Below are 24,687 nucleotides of genomic sequence, written 5' to 3' on the forward strand. Positions count from 1 at the left end.
CGAACACTTGAAAGTGTAATTTCCGTCCCCATATACTAAGCATCAGTAAAAAACTCCCGCCTTCTGGCGGGAGTTGCTATTTAATTACGTTACGCCGGAGCTGACATGAAAACCAAACTTAACGAACTGCTTGAATTCCCTACTCCTTTTACTTACAAAGTTATGGGGCAGGCGTTACCTGAGCTGGTTGATCAGGTGGTTGAAGTGGTACAGCGCCATGCGCCAGGTGACTACACCCCAACGGTAAAACCAAGCAGCAAAGGCAACTACCACTCGGTATCTATCACTATCAACGCTACTCATATCGAGCAGGTTGAAACACTGTATGAAGAACTGGGCAAAATCGATATTGTCCGCATGGTTCTGTAACTCGCTTCTCCGTTACCCGGCTCCTGGTCGGGTAACTCCCCTCTCCTCGCTGTGATATACTTTTCCCCCACTTTTACTCATTCTCCACGGAGATGCCGTTTTGTATCAGGATAAAATTCTTGTCCGCCAGCTCGGTCTTCAGCCTTACGAGCCAATCTCCCAGGCTATGCATGAATTCACCGATACCCGCGATGATAGTACCCTTGATGAAATCTGGCTGGTCGAGCACTATCCGGTATTCACCCAAGGGCAGGCAGGAAAGGCGGAGCACATTTTAATGCCGGGTGATATTCCGGTGATTCAGAGCGATCGCGGTGGGCAGGTGACTTATCACGGGCCGGGGCAACAGGTGATGTATGTGTTGCTTAACCTGAAACGCCGTAAACTCGGTGTGCGTGAACTGGTGACCTTGCTTGAGCAAACAGTGGTGAATACCCTGGCTGAACTGGGTATAGAAGCGCATCCTCGGGCTGACGCGCCTGGTGTCTATGTCGGGGAAAAGAAAATTTGCTCACTGGGTTTACGTATTCGACGCGGTTGTTCATTCCACGGTCTGGCATTAAACGTCAATATGGATCTTTCACCATTTTTACGTATTAATCCTTGTGGGTATGCCGGAATGGAAATGGCTAAAATATCACAATGGAAACCCGAAGCGACGACTAATAATATTGCACCACGTTTACTGGAAAATATTTTAGCGCTACTAAACAATCCTGACTTCGAATATATTACCGCTTAATTCCATACATCAATGGCCCAATTTACACTGGGTCATTACTCATAATACCTGCTAATGCTTTACATCTCCTTCGCGTTTGTATATTTTCTTTATCACTTGCAGAAATGCGATGCTACGCCTTGCTCCGTAACTCACCCCATTGATTAACTTATTGAAATAGTTGATTATGGTGAGCAAAAGCGTTCCGTTCCAATTAGACATAAGATTATTGTAATTTTTTTAAATATTATTTTTCCATGAATAAAATTGGAGTAAGTGCGTGGATAGTAATAATCAAATTGAAACCTGTTTAAGCAGAAAGTCGTCAGAAGGTAAACCACAAATATTTACAACCTTACGAAATATTGATCTTAACCTTCTGACTATTTTTGAAGCTGTATATGTACATAAAGGGATCGTTAATGCAGCGAAAGTGCTTAATCTGACACCCTCGGCAATCAGTCAGTCTATTCAGAAACTGCGCGTTATATTCCCTGACCCATTGTTTATTCGCAAAGGCCAGGGTGTCACTCCTACCGCATTTGCGATGCATCTACATGAGTATATCAGTCAGGGCCTTGAGTCCATTCTTGGCGCGCTGGATATCGAAGGAAGCTATGATAAGCAACGAACGATAACTATTGCGACCACCCCCTCGGTCGGAGCCCTGGTCCTTCCTGTCATCTATCGGGCGATTAAATCTCACTATCCGCAGCTTTTACTGCGCAACCCCCCCATCAGCGACGCGGAAAACCAACTCAGTCAGTTTCAAACCGATCTCATCATCGATAACATGTTTTGCACCAATCGTACGGTGCAACATCATGTTCTGTTCACCGACAATATGGTGTTAATTTGCCGCGAGGGAAATCCACTACTCTCTTTAGAAGATGACAGGGAGACTATCGACAACGCTGCGCATATACTCCTGTTACCGGAAGGGCAAAATTTCAGCGGTCTGCGGCAGAGAGTTCAAGAGATGTTTCCGGACCGGCAAATCAGTTTCACCAGCTACAACATTTTGACAATCGCTGCACTGGTTGCCAACAGTGACATGTTAGCGATTATTCCCAGCCGTTTTTATAACCTGTTTAGCCGTTGCTGGCCGCTGGAAAAACTGCCTTTTCCGTCCTTAAATGAGGAGCAAATAGATTTCTCTATCCACTACAACAAATTCAGCCTGCGTGATCCCATCCTGCACGGGGTAATAGATGTTATCCGTAATGCATTTTGAAAAAGTATTGTTACAGCCAGATCACAGCGAAGAACGAAAAAATGGCACAATCCAACAACAATTTTACATTTTCGCGACCGCTTTGGCTGCTTTCAGGTCCGTTTCAATGATATACTGCCAGTCGTTAATTCAAAAATAGTTGATAATTACAACAATCTATTGAATTGAAACGCTTTCCTTCGTAATTCGCAACTGGAACACGCACGCTATGAGTAAACCCATTGTGATGGAACGCGGTGTTAAATACCGCGATGCCGATAAGATGGCCCTTATCCCGGTTAAAAACGTGGCAACAGAGCGCGAAGCCCTGCTGCGCAAGCCGGAATGGATGAAAATCAAGCTTCCAGCGGACTCTACACGTATCCAGGGCATCAAAGCCGCAATGCGCAAAAATGGCCTGCATTCTGTCTGCGAGGAAGCCTCCTGCCCTAACCTGGCGGAATGCTTCAACCACGGCACAGCAACGTTTATGATCCTCGGCGCTATTTGTACCCGCCGTTGTCCGTTCTGTGACGTTGCCCACGGTCGCCCGGTAGCTCCGGATGCCAATGAACCAGTGAAACTGGCGCAGACCATTGCCGATATGGCGCTGCGTTATGTGGTTATCACCTCCGTTGACCGTGATGACCTACGCGATGGCGGTGCCCAACACTTTGCGGATTGCATTACTGCCATTCGGGAAAAAAGCCCGCAAATCAAAATTGAAACTCTGGTGCCGGATTTCCGCGGTCGTATGGATCGTGCTCTGGATATTCTGACCGCCACACCACCAGATGTGTTCAACCATAACCTGGAAAACGTACCGCGTATTTACCGTCAGGTACGGCCTGGTGCAGATTACAACTGGTCGCTGAAGCTGCTGGAACGCTTTAAAGAAGCGCATCCGGAAATCCCGACCAAGTCTGGTCTGATGGTGGGTCTGGGTGAAACCAATGAAGAAATTATTGAGGTAATGCGCGACCTGCGCCGTCATGGTGTGACGATGCTAACGCTGGGGCAATATTTGCAGCCAAGCCGCCATCACCTGCCGGTTCAACGTTACGTTAGCCCGGATGAGTTCGACGAAATGAAAGCCGAAGCGCTGGCGATGGGCTTTACCCATGCTGCATGCGGTCCGTTTGTCCGCTCGTCTTACCACGCCGATTTGCAGGCGAAAGGGATGGAAGTTAAGTAATCCTGTAATAATTACTTACATCTGTCTGATAAAAAACCCGCTTTTTGAAGCGGGTTTTTTGTATCGAACAAGATATTGAGGGAGCGTCCTGCTCGCCACGTCACTCTTTATGAGAGAGCTTTTCAGCCTGAAGATCAACGTCTGCGCCTTTTTTCGCCGCAGCATCGTCATCATTCATCGCCTTCTTGAACCCTTTAATGGCCGCTCCAAGGTCTCCGCCCAGCGTACGTAACTTCTTAGTCCCAAACAGCAGAACGACCAGCGCCGCAACTACCAGCAGTTTGGTAATACTAATCTCACCCATAGATACCTTCTTGACATATAACCGGCAACAGAACGCGCCTTAAAAACCAGAGAATATTAACGGTCATTCGACGCGCGCACACAATAGCAATCTGTAACAAGGTGAATCAAGCGCCGAGTAAAAAAACATCATAATAATTGCGGCGGCGCAAAGCGACGGTTGTTTAAGACGGGCAGTTGCGCGCGCACCTGACGCACACGTTCGGGCGTCACTTCCGCCATAATGAGTGCAGGCATTTCTGACGCTGCCGCAATGGTGACGCCAAAGGGATCTATAATCCGGCTTTGCCCGATATTTTTGTTCCCGCACTCCCCCGCCGCCACCATATAACAGGTGGTATCCAGCGCACGAGCGGCAAGCAACGTTGACCAGTGATGCTCTTTGAGCGGCCCACGAACCCAGGCAGCAGGAAGTACCAGGATTTCAGCTCCCTGTAATGCCTGTGCCAGCGCCAGCTCTGGAAAGCGTAAGTCATAACAGGTCATCAGACCGACCTTCATCCCTTCCACCTCCAGTAACGGAGCTATTTCATTACCAGCATCAACATGGCGTGATTCCTGAATGGCAAATGCATCATAGAGATGCAGTTTGGCATAACGGGCGACGATGTTTCCTGCCTGTAGCGCCACCAGCATATTCCATGCGCGCCCCGGCGTTGAAGGAACATGAATCGTCAGAATTGTCGTCATCATGTTACGTTTACTTTCTCGCCGTAAACGTCCGAGGAATTCGCCTTCCAGCAGCTGTGCTGATTTAACCGATAGATCTGCATCATGATCATCACGCGCCAGCAATGCTTCCGGCAGGACAAACAGCGATACGTCGTTTTCCGCCGCCTGCGCCATCAACGAGGCACAAATCTCAGCGTTCTTTTCCCACACAGATGTAACAGCAAACTGTCCTGCGGCAACCAGCATTGCCACCTCCTCCTGTCAGAGTCGTAAAATTCGCCAACGGCGATTATTCGGCGTTACACTTATCACTCATACAAATCAAATAGCAGGATTTTGCAGTGTTACAACTTCTTTTAGCAGTTTTTATTGGCGGTGGTACGGGAAGCGTGGCGAGATGGCTGTTAAGTATGCGATTTAACCCGCTGCATCAAGCGATTCCGTTGGGGACGCTGGCTGCAAACCTGATTGGGGCATTCATCATAGGAATGGGATTCGCCTGGTTTAGCAGGATGACGAACATTGATCCAGTGTGGAAAGTATTAATCACCACCGGATTTTGTGGCGGTCTAACAACCTTCTCAACATTTTCGGCAGAAGTGGTGTTTTTGTTACAAGAGGGCCGCTTTGGCTGGGCGTTACTGAACGTTTTCGTCAACCTTTTGGGGTCTTTTGCCATGACCGCACTGGCTTTCTGGCTGTTTTCCGCCTCAACCGCACACTAAAGACCAAAAAAAACCCGCTGATTAAGCGGGTTTTGAATTCTTGCTGACGTATCTTACAGAGCGATTACGTTTGCAGCAGAAGGGCCTTTGGCACCGTTAGTGATTTCGAACTCTACGCGCTGACCTTCAGCAAGAGTTTTAAAACCATTAGTCTGGATTGCAGAGAAGTGTACGAACACGTCTTTGCTGCCGTCTTCCGGAGTAATGAAACCGAATCCTTTGGACTCATTAAACCACTTAACGTTACCTTTAATCTTAGACATCAAAATTACCTTTACATGAAAAATAGACACAAATGCTGTGTCGGTTACCAGTACACCAATTGTGGTACGCTTTGTCCAGTGCAACTTTACTAAAAAGTGATAAAAGTCGCGTTATTTTTGATGTTAATTATTTTACCCATTGATTTTAAAGAGTTTACTAAAATTTCATTTGTCTCAAAACTGAAAGCGCATCCAGGCAAAGTACACATTGCCATTGTTATAGGTACCCGGAATGTAGGTCATCTGAAAAGTCACTGGGCCATAACCCACAGAGGCCAATGGCAGTAGAACCGGGAGAGGGATGTAATTCCAGTTATCGCGTGCCGTTACGCCAGCGGTGAATCCCAGTCCTAAATGAAAATTTTCATCCGCCAGCGGTCGCCAGGTACTTTCCCATCCGTATCCGGCAATCGGTTCCCATTTGTTCCACGAGTCCTTAAATGCCATGGCATACAGGCCATGCCAGTTTCCTTTTTCATCCCATCGCGACTGACCAAAACCGCCACCCCACGGTCGCTCGTTATAGCGATCGGTTTTTTCTTTGTCGTAAGCGAAACGTGCATGCCAGGTGATGGCAGGAATATATAAATCATAATGTTCAGGCTGTTGCCAGGTTTGTGCAATATTTTCTCTAAACGTTGTCATCCACTCATCTGCGTTAGCAAAAACTTTACCAACGCTGATTAACTGAATAAAAACAAAGGAAAAGATAGCGACATATTTACTCACGTTCATTTGTGACCATAAAACATTTATCAAAAATCTACTACTAGCATAGCAAAGCTACAATTAACATAACCTTAATAGCCCCAACATAAAGAACAATCTGAATAGCTGCTCTATTTATTTCCGCTTGTTTAAGTTAAATATTTCCGCGCATCGATTAAAGATGATGTATCGTTTTCTGCGATGGGAATAGTCATAAAAAAACCAAGTCTTTTTTGATGACAAAATACAACCAAGAAAAAATTACTTTATTTTTTAATAGGATACAAAAAATCTCTTAACGAAGAATATATTATATATCGTCAACCTATGCTCATGTTAGATTATTTTTTGAGCGCACAGCCGCAGCTAACACCATTGCAATTAACAAATTTGCATCAATCCACCATCAATTTACACACATTATTATGTGATAATTGCCAACCGCTAAATATGCGTTTTGTTATCTATGTATAAAAACAGCAAATTCAATGTCTTAATGGCAGTTTTTCTTGATTTTAATCAGCATTCACCGCCAATTTATTGGGCATATTTTTTCCTTAAGCTTTAGGAATTTTTTATTATTTACTTTGGGGCCTGGAGACAGGAAAAATTATGCTGACATTCATTGAACTCCTTATTGGGGTTGTGGTTATTGTGGGTGTAGCTCGCTACATCATTAAAGGGTATTCCGCCACTGGCGTGTTATTTGTCGGTGGCCTGTTATTGCTGATTATCAGTGCCATTATGGGGCACAAAGTGTTACCGTCCAGCCAGGCTTCAACAGGCTACAGCGCCACGGATATCGTTGAATACGTTAAAATATTGCTAATGAGCCGCGGCGGCGACCTCGGCATGATGATTATGATGCTGTGTGGCTTTGCCGCTTACATGACCCATATCGGCGCGAATGATATGGTGGTCAAGCTGGCGTCAAAACCATTGCAGTATATTAACTCCCCTTACCTGCTGATGATTGCCGCCTATTTTGTCGCCTGTCTGATGTCTCTGGCCGTCTCTTCCGCGACCGGTCTGGGTGTTTTGCTGATGGCAACCCTGTTTCCGGTGATGGTAAACGTTGGTATCAGCCGTGGTGCAGCTGCTGCTATTTGTGCCTCCCCGGCGGCGATTATTCTCGCACCGACTTCAGGGGATGTGGTGCTGGCGGCGCAGGCTTCCGAAATGTCGCTGATTGACTTCGCCTTCAAAACGACGCTGCCTATCTCAATTGCTGCAATTATCGGCATGGCGATCGCCCACTTCTTCTGGCAACGTTATCTGGATAAAAAAGAGCACATCTCTCATGAAATGTTAGATGTCAGTGAAATCACCACCACTGCTCCTGCGTTTTATGCCATTTTGCCGTTCACGCCGATCATCGGAGTGCTGATTTTTGACGGCAAATGGGGTCCGCAATTACACATCATCACTATTCTGGTGATTTGTATGCTGATTGCCTCCATTCTGGAGTTCATCCGCAGCTTTAATACCCAGAAAGTTTTCTCTGGTCTGGAAGTGGCTTATCGCGGGATGGCAGATGCGTTTGCTAACGTGGTGATGCTGCTGGTTGCCGCTGGGGTATTCGCTCAGGGGCTTAGCACCATCGGCTTTATTCAAAGTCTGATTTCTATCGCCACCTCGTTTGGTTCGGCGAGTATCATCCTGATGCTGGTATTAGTGATCCTGACAATGCTGGCGGCAGTCACGACCGGTTCAGGCAATGCGCCGTTTTATGCGTTTGTTGAGATGATCCCGAAACTGGCGCACTCTTCCGGCATTAACCCGGCGTATTTGACTATCCCAATGCTGCAGGCGTCAAACCTCGGTCGTACCCTGTCACCCGTTTCTGGCGTAGTCGTTGCGGTTGCCGGGATGGCGAAAATCTCACCATTTGAAGTCGTAAAACGCACCTCGGTGCCGGTGCTTGTTGGGCTGGTGATTGTTATCGTTGCTACAGAGCTGATGGTGCCAGGAACGGCAGCCGCGGTCACAGGCAAGTAAATAGTCATGCCGGAGGCAAGTTTCCTCCGGCTTTATCATGTCACCCACTGTGGTATATGCGTTGCGGTCTGCCAACTTTGCCGTGAACAATTTCAGCAATAATCAGATGGCGGCTGGCGCAATATTCAAGATAACGCCTGGCAGTGGTGCGGCTGATGGTCAATGCCTGCGCCACCGTTTCTGCCGTATGTTGCACACCAGGCTCTTTGAACAGTTTTCGCACTGCGTTTAGCGTCAAGGGGTCAATGCCGGTCGGCAGTTCGTCTTTGGGTTCACCGCGAGCATAGGCATTAAACATCTCATCAATTTGCTTCTGGCTGGCGCTATCAATACTTTCCAGCATATGTTTACGCTGGCGGAAACGGGTTAGCGTTTGCCCCAGCCGTTCATAGGCAATTGGCTTAATGAGATAATCAAATACACCACAACGTACGGCTTCAGACACCGTTTCCATATCACTGGCTGCAGTGGTAAACACCACGTCGCCGGGATAATGCGCCTGCACCAGTTCATGCAGTAAATTAATCCCTCTACCGTCAGGAAGATAGTTATCGAGCAAGATTAGCCCCGGCTTAAAACGCTCGATCATCATTCGGGCCTGCACCAGGTTTCCCGCCAGTAATATCTGACTGAATCCGGGAATGTGACGAATATATTCCGCATGCATCTCTGCCAGCGGCGTTTCGTCCTCAACGATCAATAGGGTTAATGGAGCTGTCATTAGGTTTCACTTTCGGAATATAGATTGAAAATAAGGTACCGCAGGGATCATTATCTTCGAGAGTGATAACACCACCGCAGCGCGTTACGTAGCTGGCAATCAAGTACAACCCAATGCCATGTTCGCCGGGCTCGTCAGCACGCGTACTGACACCCTGCTCAAATATTTTGTCTCGTAGAGACTCTGGAACGCCGCAGCCCTGATCGGCGACTTCAATCACCACATCATCGCCTTCATCGCTGAGGAATAATTCAACGATCTTGTTTCCTTCATCGCTACGTAGGCTGGCTTCGAAGGCGTTATCAAGTAAATTGCCCACAATGGCTGCAAACTCGGTGCTGTCCAGTCCTGGCGGCAGTTGCGAAAGCTGACTTCCGGGGACGATGACCATTTTTAGCCCCAGTTCGCGGGCGCGCTGCACTTTACCAAAAAGCAGCCCCGCCACCTGGCGATCGGCAAACGCCTCGCGCAGGCTATCAATAAGCTGTTGCTGGGCCTGAGACTCCCCCTGCACCATCGCCAACACGCGATCATACTCTTTCATCTGCAGCAGACCATTGAGCGTCGACATCCAATTGAGATGCTCGTGTCGCAATGTGCGCAGGCTCTCGACGTATTGTTTAATTTGCGTCAGTTGCGCATTGAGGGTGGATATTTCGTCTTTACTACGAAAGCTGATAATGGCCCCCAGCAAATCATCACCAGAACGAATAGCTTCCCGGTTGGCAATAACGCTCAGACCGTTAAAGTTCGCCACCACATCCTGTCGTTTTTCATCAATCTGTTCGGTAAAGAAATCGGCGGGCCTGACCACTTCAGCAATGGGTTTACCCAACCATTGCCGTCCGGGGGAACTCAGCCCCAGCATCTTTCTTGCGTTACGATTGATGGCGGTAATGTAACCGTGCGGATCCACCGCAATGAGCCCTTCATAAACCGAACTAAACAGCGCCTCTTGCTGACGGACCACGCGTGCGATTTGCTTTGGCTCCATGCCCATCATCTGCCGACGGATATGCGCGGCCAGGAACCACGACAGCAACATCAGAATCCCTAACAGCACGACAAACACGCCAGCCATCGGTAATAAAAACTCAGCCCGCCAGCTATCGATTTTACTCACCAGGTAGCCAATCGACACCACGCCGATGACTTTTCCATCGTCATCAAAGATTGGCGTTTTGGCACGCATCGCCATGCCAATTGACCCTTTCCCGGTGATGAAGTAGCTCTCCCCTTTCTCCAGCGCGCCCGGTTTGGTGAACTGCATAGGATAACCAATTTTCTCCGGATTAGGATGGTAAAGACGAATCGAGTGGCGATCGCCAATCACCACATAATCGAAATCAGTATCTCTTTGTAATTTATCAGCGATGGTCGCCAGCCTCTTGTAGTCACGCGTTTTCACTGCGCTGATGATACTGTCATTAGAAGCAATAATTTTTGCCTGATTCATTGCCATGTCGCGCACATGAAGCGTTAAATAGTCCTCAAAACTGGCCGTAAAATATTGCGCCAGGGCTGCAATGACAAATATTGAGAACACCAGAATCAGCAAAAAGATACGCAGCGGAAATGCCAGTCTTTGGAAAAATGCAAACTGTTTATTCTCGTTAAGCTGCAACATTGTTTTCCTTGCGGGTTGTCCCGAGCCTCTTTGACGGATGTAATTAAAATGTTGAATCAAAATACATAGATATTAAATATAATCGTGGCAAATTTTATTCATTAAATCAATTAAATCACTTAAACCTGCGGGTCATTTCGTAATTACATTAATTAAAAAACTTAAAACCATTAAATAAATAAAAAACCACTAACTCTATGTGAAATAAATCAAAATTTCACGCTGCAATACTCCTTAGGATGTATAGCGAAAGGAGAAAAAGATATACCTCGATCGCCCCCCTTTCTCCCAAGTGAAAATAAAAGGTTATCAGTTTGCAACATCGAACAACATTCGTTGCAAATCGATAACAACATGCACCTTCAGGATACTATTTATTATGTTCGGCAATGATATTTTCACCCGTGTAAAACGTTCAGAAAATAAAAAAATGGCGGAAATCGCCCAATTCCTGCATGAAAATGATTTGAGCGTTGACACCACAGTCGAAGTATTTATTACCGTAACCCGCGATGAAAAGCTTATCGCGTGCGGTGGAATTGCCGGAAATATTATTAAATGCGTTGCTATCAGTGAATCCGTTCGCGGTGAAGGACTGGCGCTGACATTAGCCACCGAGCTAATTAACCTCGCCTATGAGCGGCACAGCACGCATCTGTTTATTTATACCAAAACCGAATACGAGGCGCTGTTCCGCCAGTGCGGTTTTTCCACGCTGACCAGCGTACCCGGCGTGATGGTGCTGATGGAAAACAGCGCCACGCGACTGAAACGCTATGCCGAATCGCTGAAAAAATTTCGTCATCCAGGGAACAAGATTGGCTGCATTGTGATGAACGCCAATCCCTTTACGAATGGTCACCGTTATCTGATTCAACAGGCTGCAGCACAGTGCGACTGGTTGCATCTGTTTTTAGTTAAAGAAGATTCTTCACGCTTTCCCTATGAAGACCGGCTGGATCTGGTGTTAAAAGGCACCGCCGATATTCCACGCCTGACTGTGCATCGCGGCTCCGAATACATCATCTCCCGCGCTACGTTCCCTTGCTACTTCATTAAAGAACAGAGCGTCATTAACCATTGTTACACCGAAATTGATCTGAAGATTTTCCGTCAGTACCTCGCTCCCGCGCTGGGTGTAACTCACCGCTTTGTCGGTACTGAACCCTTTTGTCGCGTTACCGCCCAGTACAACCAGGATATGCGCTACTGGCTGGAAACGCCGACTATCTCCGCAGCGCCCATCGAACTGGTTGAAATTGAGCGGCTGCGTTACCAGGAGATGCCGATATCCGCTTCCCGGGTACGTCAACTGCTGGCGAAAAACGATCTCACGGCTATCGCGCCGCTGGTCCCTGCAGTCACGCTGCATTATTTGCAGAACCTGCTTGAGCACTCCCGCCAGGACGCGGCAGCTCGTCAAAAGACCCCCGCATGAGAAACAGGTGAAAAATGAAAATAAACCAGCCCGCCGTTGCAGGCACCCTTGAGTCTGGGGATGTGATGATACGCATCGCCCCACTCGATACGCAGGATATCGACCTGCAAATCAACAGCAGCGTTGAGAAACAGTTTGGCGATGCCATTCGCACCACCATTCTGGACGTTCTCGCCCGCTACAACGTGCGCGGCGTACAGCTGAATGTCGATGACAAAGGCGCACTGGACTGCATTTTACGTGCACGACTGGAAGCCCTGCTGGCACGCGCCAGCGGTATCCCGGCTCTGCCATGGGAGGATTGCCAATGATTTCCGCTTCGCTGCAACAACGTAAAACTCGCACCCGCCGCAGCATGTTGTTTGTGCCTGGTGCCAATGCCGCGATGGTCAGCAACTCCTTCATCTACCCGGCTGATGCCCTGATGTTTGACCTCGAAGACTCCGTAGCATTGCGTGAAAAAGACACCGCCCGCCGCATGGTTTACCACGCGCTGCAACATCCGCTGTATCGCGATATTGAAACCATTGTGCGTGTCAACGCGCTGGATTCCGAATGGGGTGTCAACGACCTGGAAGCCGTCGTTCGCGGTGGTGCGGACGTTGTGCGTCTGCCGAAAACCGATACCGCTCAGGATGTTCTGGATATCGAAAAAGAGATCCTGCGTATCGAAAAAGCCTGTGGTCGTGAACCCGGCAGTACCGGCTTGCTGGCGGCGATTGAATCTCCGCTGGGCATTACCCGCGCAGTGGAAATCGCTCACGCTTCCGAGCGTTTGATCGGTATCGCCCTCGGTGCAGAAGACTATGTGCGCAACCTGCGTACAGAACGCTCCCCGGAAGGAACTGAACTGCTGTTCGCACGCTGTTCCATTTTGCAGGCCGCGCGATCTGCGGGTATTCAGGCGTTCGATACCGTCTATTCCGACGCTAACAACGAAGCCGGATTCCTGCAAGAAGCCGCCCACATCAAACAGCTGGGCTTTGACGGCAAATCGCTGATCAACCCGCGTCAGATTGATCTGCTGCACAACCTCTACGCACCGACCCAGAAAGAAGTGGATCACGCCCGCCGCGTCGTAGAAGCCGCTGAGGCCGCCGCTCGCGAAGGCCTCGGCGTGGTTTCCCTGAACGGCAAGATGGTGGACGGTCCGGTTATCGATCGCGCCCGTCTGGTGCTCTCCCGCGCAGAACTTTCCGGCATCCGCGAAGAATAAGGCAATCAAAATGACGCAGAAAATTGAACAATCTCAACGACAAGAACGGGTAGCGGCCTGGAATCGTCGCGCTGAATGCGATCTTGCCGCTTTCCAGAACTCGCCAAAGCAAACCTACCAGGCTGAAAAAGCACGCGATCGCAAACTGTGCGCCAACCTGGAAGAAGCGATTCGTCGCTCGGGTTTACAGGACGGTATGACGGTTTCCTTCCATCACGCTTTCCGTGGCGGTGACCTGACCGTCAATATGGTGATGGACGTCATCGCGAAGATGGGCTTTAAAAACCTGACTCTGGCCTCCAGCTCCCTGAGTGATTGCCATGCGCCGCTGGTAGAACACATTCGCCAGGGCGTGGTTACCCGCATTTATACCTCTGGCCTGCGCGGTCCACTGGCGGAAGAAATCTCCCGTGGTCTGCTGGCGGAACCGGTGCAAATCCACTCTCACGGCGGACGTGTGCATCTGGTACAGAGCGGCGAACTGAATATAGACGTGGCTTTCCTCGGCGTCCCGTCCTGTGATGAATTCGGTAATGCCAACGGCTACACCGGTAAAGCCTGCTGCGGCTCCCTCGGCTATGCAATGGTTGATGCCGACAACGCGAAACAGGTTGTGATGCTCACTGAAGAACTGCTGCCTTATCCTCATAATCCGGCAAGCATTGAGCAAGATCAGGTTGATCTGATCGTCAAAGTTGATCGCGTTGGCGATGCCGCGAAAATCGGCGCTGGCGCGACCCGTATGACCACTAACCCGCGCGAACTGCTTATTGCCCGTAGCGCTGCGGATGTGATTGTCAACTCAGGCTACTTTAAAGAAGGTTTCTCCATGCAAACCGGCACCGGCGGTGCATCGCTGGCGGTAACCCGTTTCCTGGAAGACAAAATGCGTAGCCGCGATATTCGCGCCGACTTCGCCCTTGGCGGTATTACCGCAACGATGGTTGATCTGCACGAAAAAGGTCTGATCCGCAAACTGCTGGATGTACAGAGCTTTGACAGCCACGCTGCACAATCGCTGGCCCGTAACCCCAATCACATCGAAATCAGCGCCAACCAGTACGCTAACTGGGGTTCAAAAGGCGCATCGGTTGATCGTCTCGACGTGGTGGTACTGAGCGCGCTGGAAATTGACACCCAGTTCAACGTTAACGTGCTGACCGGCTCTGACGGCGTACTGCGTGGCGCTTCCGGTGGTCACTGCGATACCGCGATTGCCTCTGCACTTTCCATCATCGTCGCACCGCTGGTACGCGGTCGTATTCCGACTCTGGTGGATAACGTGCTGACCTGCATCACCCCGGGCTCCAGTGTCGATATTCTGGTCACAGACCACGGTATCGCAGTTAACCCGGCACGTCCGGAACTGGCAGAACGTCTGCAGGAAGCGGGGATCAAAGTGGTTTCTATTGAGTGGCTGCGTGAACGTGCGCGTCTGCTGACCGGTGAACCACAGCCGATTGAATTCACCGACCGCGTCGTTGCCGTTGTGCGTTACCGCGATGGCTCGGTGATCGATGTTGTGCATCAGGTGAAGGAATAAGCCATGCACCTGCTTCCTGAACTCGCCAGCCACCATGCGGTGTCAATTCCCGAGCTGCTCGTCAGCCGGGATGAAAGGCAAGCACGGCAACACGTCTGGCTCAAGCGCCATCCTGTTCCACTGGTCTCCTTTACCGTGGTTGCGCCTGGGCCGATTAAAGACAGCGAGGTCACACGCCGAATTTTTAATCATGGCGTGACAGCCTTGCGTGCCTTAGCCGCAAAACAGGGCTGGCAAATTCAGGAGCAGGCTGCACTGGTTTCCGCCAGCGGGCCGGAGGGCATGTTGAGCATTGCCGCCCCGGCTCGCGACCTCAAGCTCGCCACGATTGAGCTTGAACATAGTCATCCTCTCGGGCGGTTATGGGATATCGATGTCCTGACACCCGAAGGCGAAATTCTCTCCCGCCGCGACTATTCACTGCCGCCTCGCCGCTGCCTGTTGTGCGAGCAAAGCGCAGCTGTTTGCGCGCGTGGAAAAACCCATCAACTGACCGATTTACTCAACCGCATGGAGGCGCTGCTGAACGATGTCGATGCCTGCAACGTCAACTAAAAACACAAAGCTTGCGACGTCATTAATCGATGAGTACGCCCTGCTGGGCTGGCGCGCCATGCTGACTGAAGTCAATCTGTCACCGAAACCAGGCCTCGTGGATCGAATTAACTGCGGTGCGCACAAAGATATGGCGCTGGAAGATTTCCACCGCAGCGCGCTGGCGATTCAGGGCTGGTTACCCCGTTTCATTGAATTTGGTGCCTGTAGTGCTGAAATGGCACCAGAAGCGGTACTCCACGGATTACGCCCAATTGGTATGGCTTGCGAAGGTGATATGTTCCGCGCCACTGCGGGCGTAAACACGCATAAAGGCAGCATTTTTTCTTTAGGGCTACTGTGTGCGGCAATTGGCCGTTTGCTTCAACTCAACCAGTCGGTAACGCCAATAACCATTTGTGCGACGGCGGCAAGTTTCTGCCGTGGCCTGACCGATCGCGAACTGCGTACCAATAATTCACAACTGACGGCAGGTCAACGGTTGTACCAGCAGCTAGGCCTTACCGGCGCACGCGGTGAAGCCGAAGCGGGTTATCCACTGGTGATCAACCACGCCCTGCCGCATTACCTCACTCTGCTGGATCAGGGGTTAAATCCTGAACTGGCATTGCTCGATACCTTGCTCCTACTGATGGCGATCAACGGCGATACCAACGTTGCATCGCGCGGTGGCGAGGGGGGCCTGCGCTGGCTACAGCGCGAGGCGCAAACATTATTGCAAAAAGGGGGCATTCGAACCCCCGCCGATCTCGATTATCTCCGGCAGTTCGACAGGGAGTGTATCGAACGAAATCTCAGTCCAGGCGGCAGTGCCGACCTGCTGATCCTTACCTGGTTTTTAGCACAAATTTAATTATTTAAGCACTTGATAAATTTGGAAATATTAATTTTCGGAGAACCCGTATGTCTTTAGCAAAAGATAATATATGGAAACTATTGGCCCCAGTGGTGGTGATGGGCGTCATGTTTCTTATCCCTGTCCCCGACGGTATGCCACCGCAGGCATGGCATTACTTCGCTGTGTTTGTGGCAATGATTGTCGGCATGATCCTCGAGCCAATTCCGGCAACAGCGATCAGTTTTATTGCGGTTACTATTTGCGTTATTGGCAGTAATTACCTGCTCTTTGATGCCAAAGAATTAGCTGACCCAGCGTTTAATGCGCAAAAACAGGCGCTGAAATGGGGTCTGGCTGGTTTTTCCAGCACCACGGTATGGCTGGTATTTGGCGCATTTATTTTTGCATTAGGGTATGAAGTTTCCGGGTTAGGTCGGCGCATTGCCCTTTTCCTGGTGAAATTCATGGGCAAACGCACGCTGACGTTGGGTTATGCGATTGTCATTATCGACATTCTGCTGGCACCGTTTACACCGTCCAACACCGCGCGTACTGGCGGGACCGTTTTTCCGGTCATTAAAAACCTGCCGCCGTTATTTAAATCATTCCCCAACGATCCGTCTTCCCGTCGCATTGGCGGCTATTTGATGTGGATGATGGTCATTAGTACCAGTCTGAGTTCGTCCATGTTTGTCACCGGTGCGGCACCAAACGTGCTGGGTCTGGAGTTCGTCAGCAAAATTGCCGGTATCCAGATTAGCTGGTTGCAGTGGTTCCTCTGCTTCCTGCCGGTTGGGGTTATCTTGCTTATCATTGCGCCGTGGCTTTCCTACGTGCTGTACAAACCGGAAATCACACACAGTGAAGAAGTGGCAACCTGGGCGGGTGATGAACTAAAAACCATGGGTGCGCTGACACGCAGAGAGTGGACGCTGATTGGTCTTGTATTGCTCAGCTTAGGTTTGTGGGTATTTGGCAGTGAAGTCATTAATGCTACTGCGGTAGGTCTGCTGGCAGTTTCGCTAATGCTGGCCCTGCACGTTGTGCCGTGGAAAGACATTACCCGCTATAACAGCGCATGGAACACACTGGTCAACCTGGCAACTCTGGTTGTGATGGCTAATGGCCTGACTCGTTCTGGTTTTATTGACTGGTTCGCCGGTACCATGAGTACGCACCTGGAAGGATTCTCACCAAACGCAACGGTGATTGTACTGGTTCTGGTGTTCTACTTTGCACACTACCTGTTTGCTAGCCTGTCTGCGCACACCGCAACCATGCTGCCGGTTATTCTGGCCGTCGGTAAAGGTATTCCGGGCGTACCAATGGAACAACTGTGTATTCTGCTGGTGCTGTCTATCGGTATCATGGGCTGTCTGACGCCGTATGCAACCGGTCCTGGGGTGATTATTTACGGCTGTGGCTATGTGAAATCAAAAGATTACTGGCGACTTGGTGCAATCTTCGGGGTGATTTACATCTCTATGCTGCTGTTGGTTGGCTGGCCGATTCTCGCCATGTGGAACTAATACGTTCGCCAAACGCTGAATAAATCATCACGCCCGCCAGGTAAGCCCACCTGGCGGGCTTTTTTATGATTTAATAGATAGTATTCAGTATATGTATGAGTTCCACACCCATTATGAAAGCATTCTGGCGTAACGCCGCGTTGCTCGCGGTTTCTCTGCTTCCCTTCTCTTCTGCCAACGCCGTGGCGTTGCAGGCAAAACAGTATGGCGATTTTGATCGCTATGTCCTGGCCCTCTCATGGCAAACCGGATTTTGCCAGAGTCAACACGATCGAAATCGTAACGAACGAGATGAATGTCGCCTGCAAACCGAAACGACCAACAAAGCTGATTTTCTGACCGTACATGGTCTGTGGCCAGGATTGCCTAAATCGGTTGCTGCCCGTGGTGTTGATGAACGCCGCTGGATGCGCTTCGGTTGCGCTACTCGCCCAATCCCGAATCTGCCAGAAGCACGCGCCAGCCGGATGTGTTCATCGCCGGAAACCGGGTTATCACTGGAAACGGCAGCTAAACTAAGTGAAGTCATGCCAGGAGCTGGCGGACGTTCCTGCCTGGAACGCTACGAATATGCCAAACACGGTGCCTGCTTTGGTTTTGATCCAGACGCATACTTCGGCACGATGGTACGCCTGAATCAAGAAATTAAAGAGAGCGAAGCCGGAAAATTCCTTGCGGATAACTACGGTAAAACAGTGAGCCGCCGTGACTTTGACGCCGCCTTTGCCAAAAGCTGGGGAAAAGAGAACGTGAAAGCAGTTAAGCTAACGTGTCAGGGTAACCCTGCGTATTTGACTGAAATTCAGATCTCGATCAAAGCTGACGCCATCAACGCTCCGCTTTCTGCCAACTCATTCTTGCCACAACCACACCCAGGCAACTGTGGCAAAACCTTTGCGATTGATAAAGCAGGTTATTAATCCTCTGATTTACAAAACACGCTAATTCGTCTTCCATAAACCATGACGATTAAGATTTATACATAATGCACTGCATTGAGGAATTCCCTGAATGTGACGCAAATCACTTCAAAGAGTGAGCAACAGTCAGTATCATCATGTGAGTTAAACCCTCGCCGCCTGACGGTGAGGGTTTTCTTTTGGGTATGTTTATCTGCGACACTCGCAGTACCGACGACATGGAGTAAAAATGTCCAGACCAACTATCATCATTAACGACCTGGATGCCGAACGCATCGATATTCTGCTGGAGCAACCCGCCTATGCTGGTTTGCCAATCGCCGACGCGTTAAACGCAGAGTTGGATCGCGCCCAAATGTGTTCGCCAGAAGAGATGCCACACGACGTGGTGACAATGAACAGCCGGGTTAAATTCCGCAATCTTAGCGATGGCGAAGTGCGTGTGCGCACGCTGGTGTATCCGGCAAAAATGACCGACAGCAATACTCAGCTTTCCGTTATGGCTCCGGTAGGTGCCGCACTGCTGGGGCTGCGCGTTGGCGATTCCATTCACTGGGAACTTCCGGGCGGCGTTGCAACCCACCTTGAAGTGCTGGAACTCGAATACCAGCCAGAAGCTGCTGGCGACTACCTGCTTTAATCCCATCTGCACAAGCGATAACTCGCTTTGCCCAGAGGATGCACTCGCATCCTCTTTCCGCTCAAATATCAACCAGATTTATCATTTTGCTCTTAAGCGCAGCATTCTAATCTGAACTGGTTATTCATCTGCGGAACCTCATATGAGCGAAGCTCTCGGTATCACTGCATTTTATATATTCATAGCCGCAATTATTGTTGCTGCAGTGCTATACCTTGAACAACGCTGGTAGCGCCTGGTTTTATTTATTTTCCAGCTCAATAGCAAATTCAGATCAAATCAGCCTCGCAAATCATAGATTCATAACCAATAATGTGCTGTTATGTATACATGCAAAAACAAGGAGAGAATGCTTATGTACAAAACAATCATCATGCCAGTGGATGTTTTCGAAATGGAATTGAGCGACAAAGCGGTTCGCCACGCTGAATTCCTCGCCCAGGATGACGGAGTTATTCATCTACTTCACGTACTACCGGGGTCAGCCAGCCTGAGCCTGCACCGTTTTGCCGCTGATGTGCGTCGTTTTGAAGAGCATCTGCAACATGAAGCAGAAGAACGTCTGCAAACGATGGTCAGCCACTTCACCATCGATCCTTCCCGCATTAAACAACATGTCCGTTTTGGTAGCGTGCGGGATGAAGTCAATGAGTTGGCAGAAGAACTGGGGGCTGATGTTGTCGTTATCGGTTCGCGCAACCCATCGATTTCGACCCATCTGTTAGGTTCTAACGCCTCGAGCGTGATCCGCCACGCCAATCTGCCGGTGCTGGTTGTGCGTTAATTGCCAGAATAAATATCCCGCCCTGCCCGGAGCCATCCCGGCGGGGCTTTTTATTGCCATAAAAAAGCCGCCAGGTTTGACCCCGGCGGCTAAGCAATTGCAGGTGAATCTTACTTCTTCTTATGCTGTTTTGGTGCGAATCAGGTAGTCAAAAGCACTCAGAGAGGCTTTGGCACCTTCGCCAGTGGCGATGATGATCTGCTTGTACGGAACCGTTGTACAGTCACCCGCTGCGAACACGCCTTTCACGTTGGTTTCGCATTTCGCATCAATGATAATCTCGCCCATGCGGTTACGTTCGACTGCGCCTTCGAGCCAGTTGGTGTTCGGCAGCAGACCAATCTGCACGAAAATACCGGCCAGTTCGATGTTGTGAATATCGCCGCTGACACGATCTCGATATTCCAGACCTACGACTTTGCTACCGTCGCCTTTCACTTCCGTGGTTTGCGCATTCAGAATAATGTCGACGTTTTTCAGGCTGCGCAGTTTGTCCTGCAGAACCTGGTCGGCTTTCATTTCTGGCGCAAATTCCAGCAGCGTTACGTGCTCAACGATACCCGCCAGGTCAATTGCCGCTTCCACGCCGGAGTTACCGCCGCCGATAACCGCTACGCGTTTACCTTTAAACAGCGGGCCGTCGCAGTGCGGGCAGTAGGTCACGCCTTTGGTGCGATACTGATCTTCGCCCGGAACGTTCATGTTGCGCCATTTTGCACCGGTCGCCACGATAATGCTGCGTGCTTTCAGTACCGCGCCAGAAGCTGTTTCAATCTGATGCAGGCCACCTTCAACCGCTGCCGGGATCAGTTTGCTGGCGCTCTGGCTGTCGATCACATCAACGTCGTATTCATCAACGTGAACTTTTAGCGCACCTGCCAGTTTCTGGCCTTCGGTCTTCGGTACAGAAATGTAGTTTTCGATATCAACGGTATCGAGGATCTGACCACCAAAACGTTCGCCCATCAAACCAGTACGGATACCTTTACGTGCGGAGTAAATTGCTGCCGCTGCACCCGCCGGGCCGGAACCGACGATTAATACGTCATAAGCATCACGCTTGTTCAGCTCTTCTGCCGCACGTTTTTCCGCGCCAGTATCAATTTTGGCGACGATTTCAGTCAACGTCATGCGACCCTGACCAAACTCTTTCCCGTTTACGAACACTGCCGGAACGCCCATCACGTTGCGATCGGTGATTTCGTTCTGGAAGGTGCCGCCGTCAATTGCAGTGTGCTTGATGCGCGGGTTCAGTACGCTCATCAGATTCAGCGCCTGCACCACATCCGGGCAGTTGTGGCAAGAGAGCGAGTAATAGGTTTCGAATTCAAAATCACCGTCAATATGGCGAATCTGCTCCAGCAGAGACTGCGCTTCTTTCGACGGATGACCACCAGTCCACAACAACGCCAGTACCAGCGAGGTAAACTCGTGGCCCAGCGGGGAACCTGCAAAACGTGGCCCCTGGTTAGAACCTGGGTTAGTGATCAGGAAAGACGGCTTACGCACCGGCAAGCTGTTATCTTCTTTAAAGGTGACTTTGTCTGACAGTTCTGCGATTTCAGCCAACAGTTCCTTGATTTCTGCCGATTTAGCGCTGTCATCCAGCGTGGCAATTAACTCAACAGGCTTGGTCAATTTCTCAAGGTAAGCCTTGAGTTGAGTTTTCATATTTGTGTCGAGCATGTTTATCTCCTGGGCTTTAAACATCATCATGCAAGCGGCCTCTGCGGCTACCTGGATGCAGCTTGCATCATGGTGCGGGGAAGAAAATCGGGTGCCGCAGCACCCGAAGAATTAGGTGAATTTCCGAAGTATTTCGCGCCGGAGTTGGTAGCGCGAAAGACGAAGGAAATTTAGATTTTACCAACCAGGTCCAGAGACGGAGCCAGAGTTGCTTCACCTTCTTTCCATTTAGCCGGGCAAACTTCACCTGGGTGAGAAGCTACGTACTGTGCTGCTTTGATTTTACGCAGCAGGTCAGACGCGTCACGGCCAATGCCTTCAGCGGTAACTTCGATTGCCTGGATGATACCCTGCGGGTCAACAACGAAGGTCGCACGGTCAGCCAGACCTTCATCTTCACGCATGTTGTCGAAGTTACGGGTCAGGGCGCCAGTCGGGTCGCCGATCATCGCATATTTGATTTTAGCGATGGTTTCAGAGCTGCTGTGCCATGCTTTGTGGGTGAAGTGAGTATCGGTAGATACTGCGTATACGTCTACGCCCAGTTTCTGCAGTTCTTCGTAGTGGTCAGCAACGTCACCCAGTTCGGTCGGGCATACGAAAGTAAAGTCAGCCGGGTAGAAGAAGAAGACGCTCCAGCGGCCTTCGGTATCTTTTTCGGTGATTTCGATGAATTCGCCGTTTTTGAATGCCTGGTTTTTAAAAGGTTTAATTTTGGTGTTAATCAAGGACATCTATACTTCCTCCGTGTTTTCGATGAGATGTAAGGTAACCAATTTTTGCCGATTCGGCTAATGCGTTTCCATTATCAAATCGATAAGTTTTACCTTACAACCTTCGTAAGACAACTTTGTGAACTTTGCACCGCCAGCGGCGATAAAAAGTAAAATGGCCCCCTTTCCAGGTGACCGTGTAATCTGAACTACCCTTTGGTATCTTCAGCGCCTGCCTGCAGGCTGAGGTGTTGCCCTTACAAATGCAACAACGACATGGATTACAACACCCTCATAAACAAAGGGCAATCACCTGATCTAAGCTCTTACCTATGACAGTGATAGGTTATGCCTTTTACCCGACTTTTGCACTGACTGAAAAGGACAAATTAATGTTAAAAAAGATACTTTTACTGGCTCTGCTTCCTGCAATCGCCTTCGCAGAGGAACTTCCTGATCCAGTAAAAGCGATTGAAAAACAGGGCATTACAATCATCAAAACGTTCGATGCTCCCGGAGGAATGAAAGGTTATCTCGGCAAGTATCAGGATATGGGCGTCACCATCTACCTGACTCCAGATGGTAAGCACGCTATCTCCGGTTACATGTACAACGAGAAAGGTGAAAACCTGAGTAACACACTTATCGAAAAAGAAATTTACGCACCAGCCGGGCGCGAAATGTGGCAACGGATGGAACAATCCCACTGGCTCCTCGACGGTAAAAAAGACGCGCCGGTCATTGTCTACGTCTTCGCCGATCCGTTCTGCCCATATTGTAAACAGTTCTGGCAGCAGGCTCGCCCGTGGGTTGATTCTGGCAAAGTGCAATTAAGAACATTGTTGGTTGGCGTTATCAAGCCAGAAAGCCCGGCGACAGCAGCGGCAATTCTTGCCGCCAAAGATCCCGCAAAAACCTGGCAAGAATATGAAGCCTCTGGTGGCAAGCTTAAGCTAAACGTGCCTGCAAACGTAAGTACAGAGCAAATGAAAGTGTTAAGCGACAACGAAAAACTCATGGACGATCTGGGGGCAAATGTCACACCAGCTATCTACTACATGAGTAAGGAAAATACGCTGCAACAGGCCGTGGGGTTGCCCGATCAGAAAACGCTTAATATCATTATGGGGAATAAATAAAAGATAATTCATGGATGGTTGAAATATATCCCTGTTTTTCAACCATCCTAAAAAAGCATGAATTGCTAGCTCTGCCCTAAGTGGCTGTGCTATTTTAGAAAAACTTAATTCTGAGTTAAGCAAAAAAACATAATCAATAAAAATATATACGCAAAAAAAACATTGATTAAGTGAATATATCATGGAAGAAAAATATAACCGGAGTAGTGTATGGCCAATCTCTACGACTTGAAAAAGTTCGACTTAAATCTTCTTGTCATATTTGAGTGTATTTATCAGCATTTAAGCATTAGCAAGGCTGCTGAATCACTATATATCACCCCGTCAGCCGTGAGCCAGTCGTTACAACGCTTACGTGCGCAATTTAATGACCCTTTATTCATTCGCTCAGGAAAAGGTATCACGCCGACGACGACAGGGTTAAATCTGCATCACCATCTTGAGAAAAATCTCAGAGGCCTTGAACAAACAATTAATATAGTCAATAAGTCCGAACTAAAGAAAAACTTTATTATCTACGGTCCTCAGCTCATTTCTTGCTCTAATAATAGTATGCTGATCCGCTGCCTACGGCAAGATGCCTCTGTCGAGATTGAGTGCCATGATATCCTCATGTCAGCAGAGAATGCTGAAGAACTGTTGGTTCACCGCAAAGCCGATCTGGTGATCACCCAAATGCCAGTGATCAGCCGTTCCGTCATTTGCATGCCATTGCATACGATTCGTAATACTCTAATTTGTAGTAATAAGCATCCGCGAATTACTGACAATAGCACTTATGAACAAATTATGGCAGAAGAGTTCACCCAATTAATATCTAAATCAGCAGGGGTTGATGATATTCAAATGGAAATAGACGAGAAGTTTATGAATCGTAAAATTTCATTTCGTGGTTCCTCTTTGCTGACAATCATTAATAGCATTGCAGTTACAGATTTATTGGGAATAGTTCCCTATGAACTTTATAACTCCCACCGTGACTTTCTTAATTTAAAAGAGATAAAACTGGAAGATCCGTTACCTTCAATAAAGCTTTACATTTCCTATAATAAATCTTCTTTAAACAATCTGGTGTTCTCACGATTTATTGACCGTCTAAATGAGTATTTTTGATATATAACTTCAGACAGCTACTATAACTTTCACCTATTTATTCACAGCGCGAATGAAA

The 24,687-nt window shown here is 49.1% G+C and carries 27 protein-coding genes; 19 read left to right on the forward strand and 8 right to left on the reverse strand.

Annotation, left to right across the window (positions count from 1 at the left end; translation table 11 throughout):
- Positions 1-105 precede the first annotated feature (105 nt).
- From ybeD to lipA, 4 genes are all read left to right on the forward strand, one after another.
- On the forward strand, positions 106-369 hold the full coding sequence (ybeD, locus tag ACK8NJ_RS16710; protein ID WP_000850550.1) for a DUF493 family protein YbeD: 264 nt from the start codon (positions 106-108) through the stop codon (positions 367-369).
- 100 nt (positions 370-469) lie between these two features.
- On the forward strand, positions 470-1,111 hold the full coding sequence (lipB, locus tag ACK8NJ_RS16715) for a lipoyl(octanoyl) transferase LipB (protein ID WP_000284027.1): 642 nt from the start codon (positions 470-472) through the stop codon (positions 1,109-1,111).
- Positions 1,112-1,370: 259 nt separating this feature from the next.
- Complete coding sequence (locus ACK8NJ_RS16720; RefSeq protein ID WP_000378058.1) at positions 1,371-2,324, forward strand: YbeF family transcriptional regulator; 954 nt, start codon at positions 1,371-1,373, stop codon at positions 2,322-2,324.
- Positions 2,325-2,532: 208 nt separating this feature from the next.
- The gene (gene lipA, locus ACK8NJ_RS16725) at positions 2,533-3,498 is read left to right on the forward strand and encodes a lipoyl synthase (RefSeq protein WP_000042632.1); all 966 of its coding nucleotides are present in this window, start codon (positions 2,533-2,535) and stop codon (positions 3,496-3,498) included.
- Between the two features lie 100 nt (positions 3,499-3,598).
- On the opposite strand, the gene tatE is transcribed toward lipA, so the two are convergent.
- Positions 3,599-3,802: a twin-arginine translocase subunit TatE gene (gene tatE, locus ACK8NJ_RS16730; RefSeq protein WP_000503931.1), complete on the reverse strand. Its 204-nt coding sequence runs from the start codon at positions 3,800-3,802 to the stop codon at positions 3,599-3,601.
- A gap of 128 nt (positions 3,803-3,930) precedes the next feature.
- Positions 3,931-4,719 carry a deaminated glutathione amidase gene (locus ACK8NJ_RS16735; protein WP_001305561.1) on the reverse strand — a complete coding sequence of 263 codons (789 nt, stop codon included), beginning with the start codon at positions 4,717-4,719 and terminating at the stop codon, positions 3,931-3,933.
- A 95-nt stretch (positions 4,720-4,814) separates the two neighbouring features.
- Between ACK8NJ_RS16735 and crcB the strand changes: the two genes are divergently transcribed.
- Entirely contained in the window at positions 4,815-5,198 is a 384-nt protein-coding gene (gene crcB, locus ACK8NJ_RS16740; RefSeq protein ID WP_000939738.1) for a fluoride efflux transporter CrcB, read from the forward strand.
- A 53-nt stretch (positions 5,199-5,251) separates the two neighbouring features.
- Here crcB and cspE read toward each other — a convergent pair whose 3' ends face one another.
- Both cspE and pagP read right to left on the reverse strand, forming a co-directional pair.
- A complete protein-coding gene (gene cspE / locus ACK8NJ_RS16745) occupies positions 5,252-5,461 on the reverse strand; it encodes a transcription antiterminator/RNA stability regulator CspE (RefSeq protein ID WP_000034825.1) in 210 nt (69 codons plus the stop codon).
- Between the two features lie 174 nt (positions 5,462-5,635).
- On the reverse strand, positions 5,636-6,196 hold the full coding sequence (pagP, locus tag ACK8NJ_RS16750) for a lipid IV(A) palmitoyltransferase PagP (RefSeq protein WP_001314557.1): 561 nt from the start codon (positions 6,194-6,196) through the stop codon (positions 5,636-5,638).
- Between the two features lie 585 nt (positions 6,197-6,781).
- Here pagP and dcuC point away from each other — a divergent pair.
- Positions 6,782-8,167, forward strand: a complete 1,386-nt coding sequence (gene dcuC, locus ACK8NJ_RS16755) for an anaerobic C4-dicarboxylate transporter DcuC (RefSeq protein WP_000955057.1) — start codon at positions 6,782-6,784, stop codon at positions 8,165-8,167.
- A gap of 40 nt (positions 8,168-8,207) precedes the next feature.
- Here dcuC and dpiA read toward each other — a convergent pair whose 3' ends face one another.
- Together dpiA and dpiB are read right to left on the reverse strand one after the other, a co-directional pair.
- Entirely contained in the window at positions 8,208-8,888 is a 681-nt protein-coding gene (dpiA, locus tag ACK8NJ_RS16760; protein WP_000126511.1) for a two-component response regulator DpiA, read from the reverse strand.
- Complete coding sequence (gene dpiB / locus ACK8NJ_RS16765; RefSeq protein ID WP_001305557.1) at positions 8,857-10,515, reverse strand: sensor histidine kinase DpiB; 1,659 nt, start codon at positions 10,513-10,515, stop codon at positions 8,857-8,859. Before dpiB ends, dpiA begins: the two co-directional genes overlap by 32 nt.
- A gap of 379 nt (positions 10,516-10,894) precedes the next feature.
- On the opposite strand from dpiB, the gene citC reads away from it, so the two are divergent.
- The 11 genes from citC to uspG all read left to right on the forward strand — a co-directional run bounded on the left by citC (position 10,895) and on the right by uspG (position 19,978).
- Positions 10,895-11,953 (forward strand): [citrate (pro-3S)-lyase] ligase, encoded by a 1,059-nt coding sequence (citC, locus tag ACK8NJ_RS16770; protein ID WP_000467702.1) that lies wholly within the window; start codon positions 10,895-10,897, stop codon positions 11,951-11,953.
- Between the two features lie 14 nt (positions 11,954-11,967).
- On the forward strand, positions 11,968-12,264 hold the full coding sequence (gene citD / locus ACK8NJ_RS16775) for a citrate lyase acyl carrier protein (protein ID WP_000700703.1): 297 nt from the start codon (positions 11,968-11,970) through the stop codon (positions 12,262-12,264).
- Entirely contained in the window at positions 12,261-13,169 is a 909-nt protein-coding gene (gene citE / locus ACK8NJ_RS16780; RefSeq protein WP_000622357.1) for a citrate (pro-3S)-lyase subunit beta, read from the forward strand. The genes citD and citE overlap by 4 nt, the downstream gene beginning before the upstream one ends.
- 10 nt (positions 13,170-13,179) lie before the next feature.
- Positions 13,180-14,712, forward strand: a complete 1,533-nt coding sequence (gene citF / locus ACK8NJ_RS16785; protein WP_000192245.1) for a citrate lyase subunit alpha — start codon at positions 13,180-13,182, stop codon at positions 14,710-14,712.
- Positions 14,713-14,715: 3 nt separating this feature from the next.
- A complete protein-coding gene (gene citX, locus ACK8NJ_RS16790; RefSeq protein WP_000550422.1) occupies positions 14,716-15,267 on the forward strand; it encodes a citrate lyase holo-[acyl-carrier protein] synthase in 552 nt (183 codons plus the stop codon).
- Positions 15,242-16,120 carry a triphosphoribosyl-dephospho-CoA synthase CitG gene (citG, locus tag ACK8NJ_RS16795; RefSeq protein ID WP_000062438.1) on the forward strand — a complete coding sequence of 293 codons (879 nt, stop codon included), beginning with the start codon at positions 15,242-15,244 and terminating at the stop codon, positions 16,118-16,120. The genes citX and citG overlap by 26 nt, the downstream gene beginning before the upstream one ends.
- A 50-nt stretch (positions 16,121-16,170) precedes the next feature.
- Entirely contained in the window at positions 16,171-17,634 is a 1,464-nt protein-coding gene (citT, locus tag ACK8NJ_RS16800; RefSeq protein WP_000050345.1) for a citrate/succinate antiporter CitT, read from the forward strand.
- A gap of 113 nt (positions 17,635-17,747) precedes the next feature.
- Entirely contained in the window at positions 17,748-18,554 is an 807-nt protein-coding gene (gene rna / locus ACK8NJ_RS16805; protein ID WP_411962545.1) for a ribonuclease I, read from the forward strand.
- A gap of 229 nt (positions 18,555-18,783) precedes the next feature.
- Entirely contained in the window at positions 18,784-19,194 is a 411-nt protein-coding gene (gene rnk / locus ACK8NJ_RS16810) for a nucleoside diphosphate kinase regulator (protein WP_000089731.1), read from the forward strand.
- 142 nt (positions 19,195-19,336) lie between these two features.
- Positions 19,337-19,426: a small membrane protein YldA gene (yldA, locus tag ACK8NJ_RS16815; protein ID WP_001287361.1), complete on the forward strand. Its 90-nt coding sequence runs from the start codon at positions 19,337-19,339 to the stop codon at positions 19,424-19,426.
- 123 nt (positions 19,427-19,549) lie between these two features.
- Positions 19,550-19,978 (forward strand): universal stress protein UspG, encoded by a 429-nt coding sequence (gene uspG / locus ACK8NJ_RS16820; protein WP_000278505.1) that lies wholly within the window; start codon positions 19,550-19,552, stop codon positions 19,976-19,978.
- A gap of 120 nt (positions 19,979-20,098) precedes the next feature.
- Here the strand turns inward: uspG and ahpF are convergent, their stop codons facing one another.
- Together ahpF and ahpC are read right to left on the reverse strand one after the other, a co-directional pair.
- Entirely contained in the window at positions 20,099-21,664 is a 1,566-nt protein-coding gene (ahpF, locus tag ACK8NJ_RS16825; RefSeq protein WP_000887629.1) for an alkyl hydroperoxide reductase subunit F, read from the reverse strand.
- Between the two features lie 170 nt (positions 21,665-21,834).
- Positions 21,835-22,398: an alkyl hydroperoxide reductase subunit C gene (ahpC, locus tag ACK8NJ_RS16830; RefSeq protein ID WP_000052796.1), complete on the reverse strand. Its 564-nt coding sequence runs from the start codon at positions 22,396-22,398 to the stop codon at positions 21,835-21,837.
- 371 nt (positions 22,399-22,769) lie between these two features.
- On the opposite strand from ahpC, the gene dsbG reads away from it, so the two are divergent.
- Together dsbG and citR are read left to right on the forward strand one after the other, a co-directional pair.
- The gene (gene dsbG / locus ACK8NJ_RS16835; protein ID WP_001366456.1) at positions 22,770-23,516 is read left to right on the forward strand and encodes a thiol:disulfide interchange protein DsbG; all 747 of its coding nucleotides are present in this window, start codon (positions 22,770-22,772) and stop codon (positions 23,514-23,516) included.
- A 210-nt stretch (positions 23,517-23,726) separates the two neighbouring features.
- Positions 23,727-24,629 (forward strand): DNA-binding transcriptional repressor CitR, encoded by a 903-nt coding sequence (citR, locus tag ACK8NJ_RS16840; RefSeq protein ID WP_201482714.1) that lies wholly within the window; start codon positions 23,727-23,729, stop codon positions 24,627-24,629.
- The last annotated feature ends 58 nt before the right edge of the window (positions 24,630-24,687 follow it).

The sequence above is a fragment of the Escherichia sp. F1 genome (genome assembly GCF_046764225.1).
GTDB classification, from domain to species: Bacteria; Pseudomonadota; Gammaproteobacteria; order Enterobacterales; family Enterobacteriaceae; genus Escherichia; species Escherichia coli.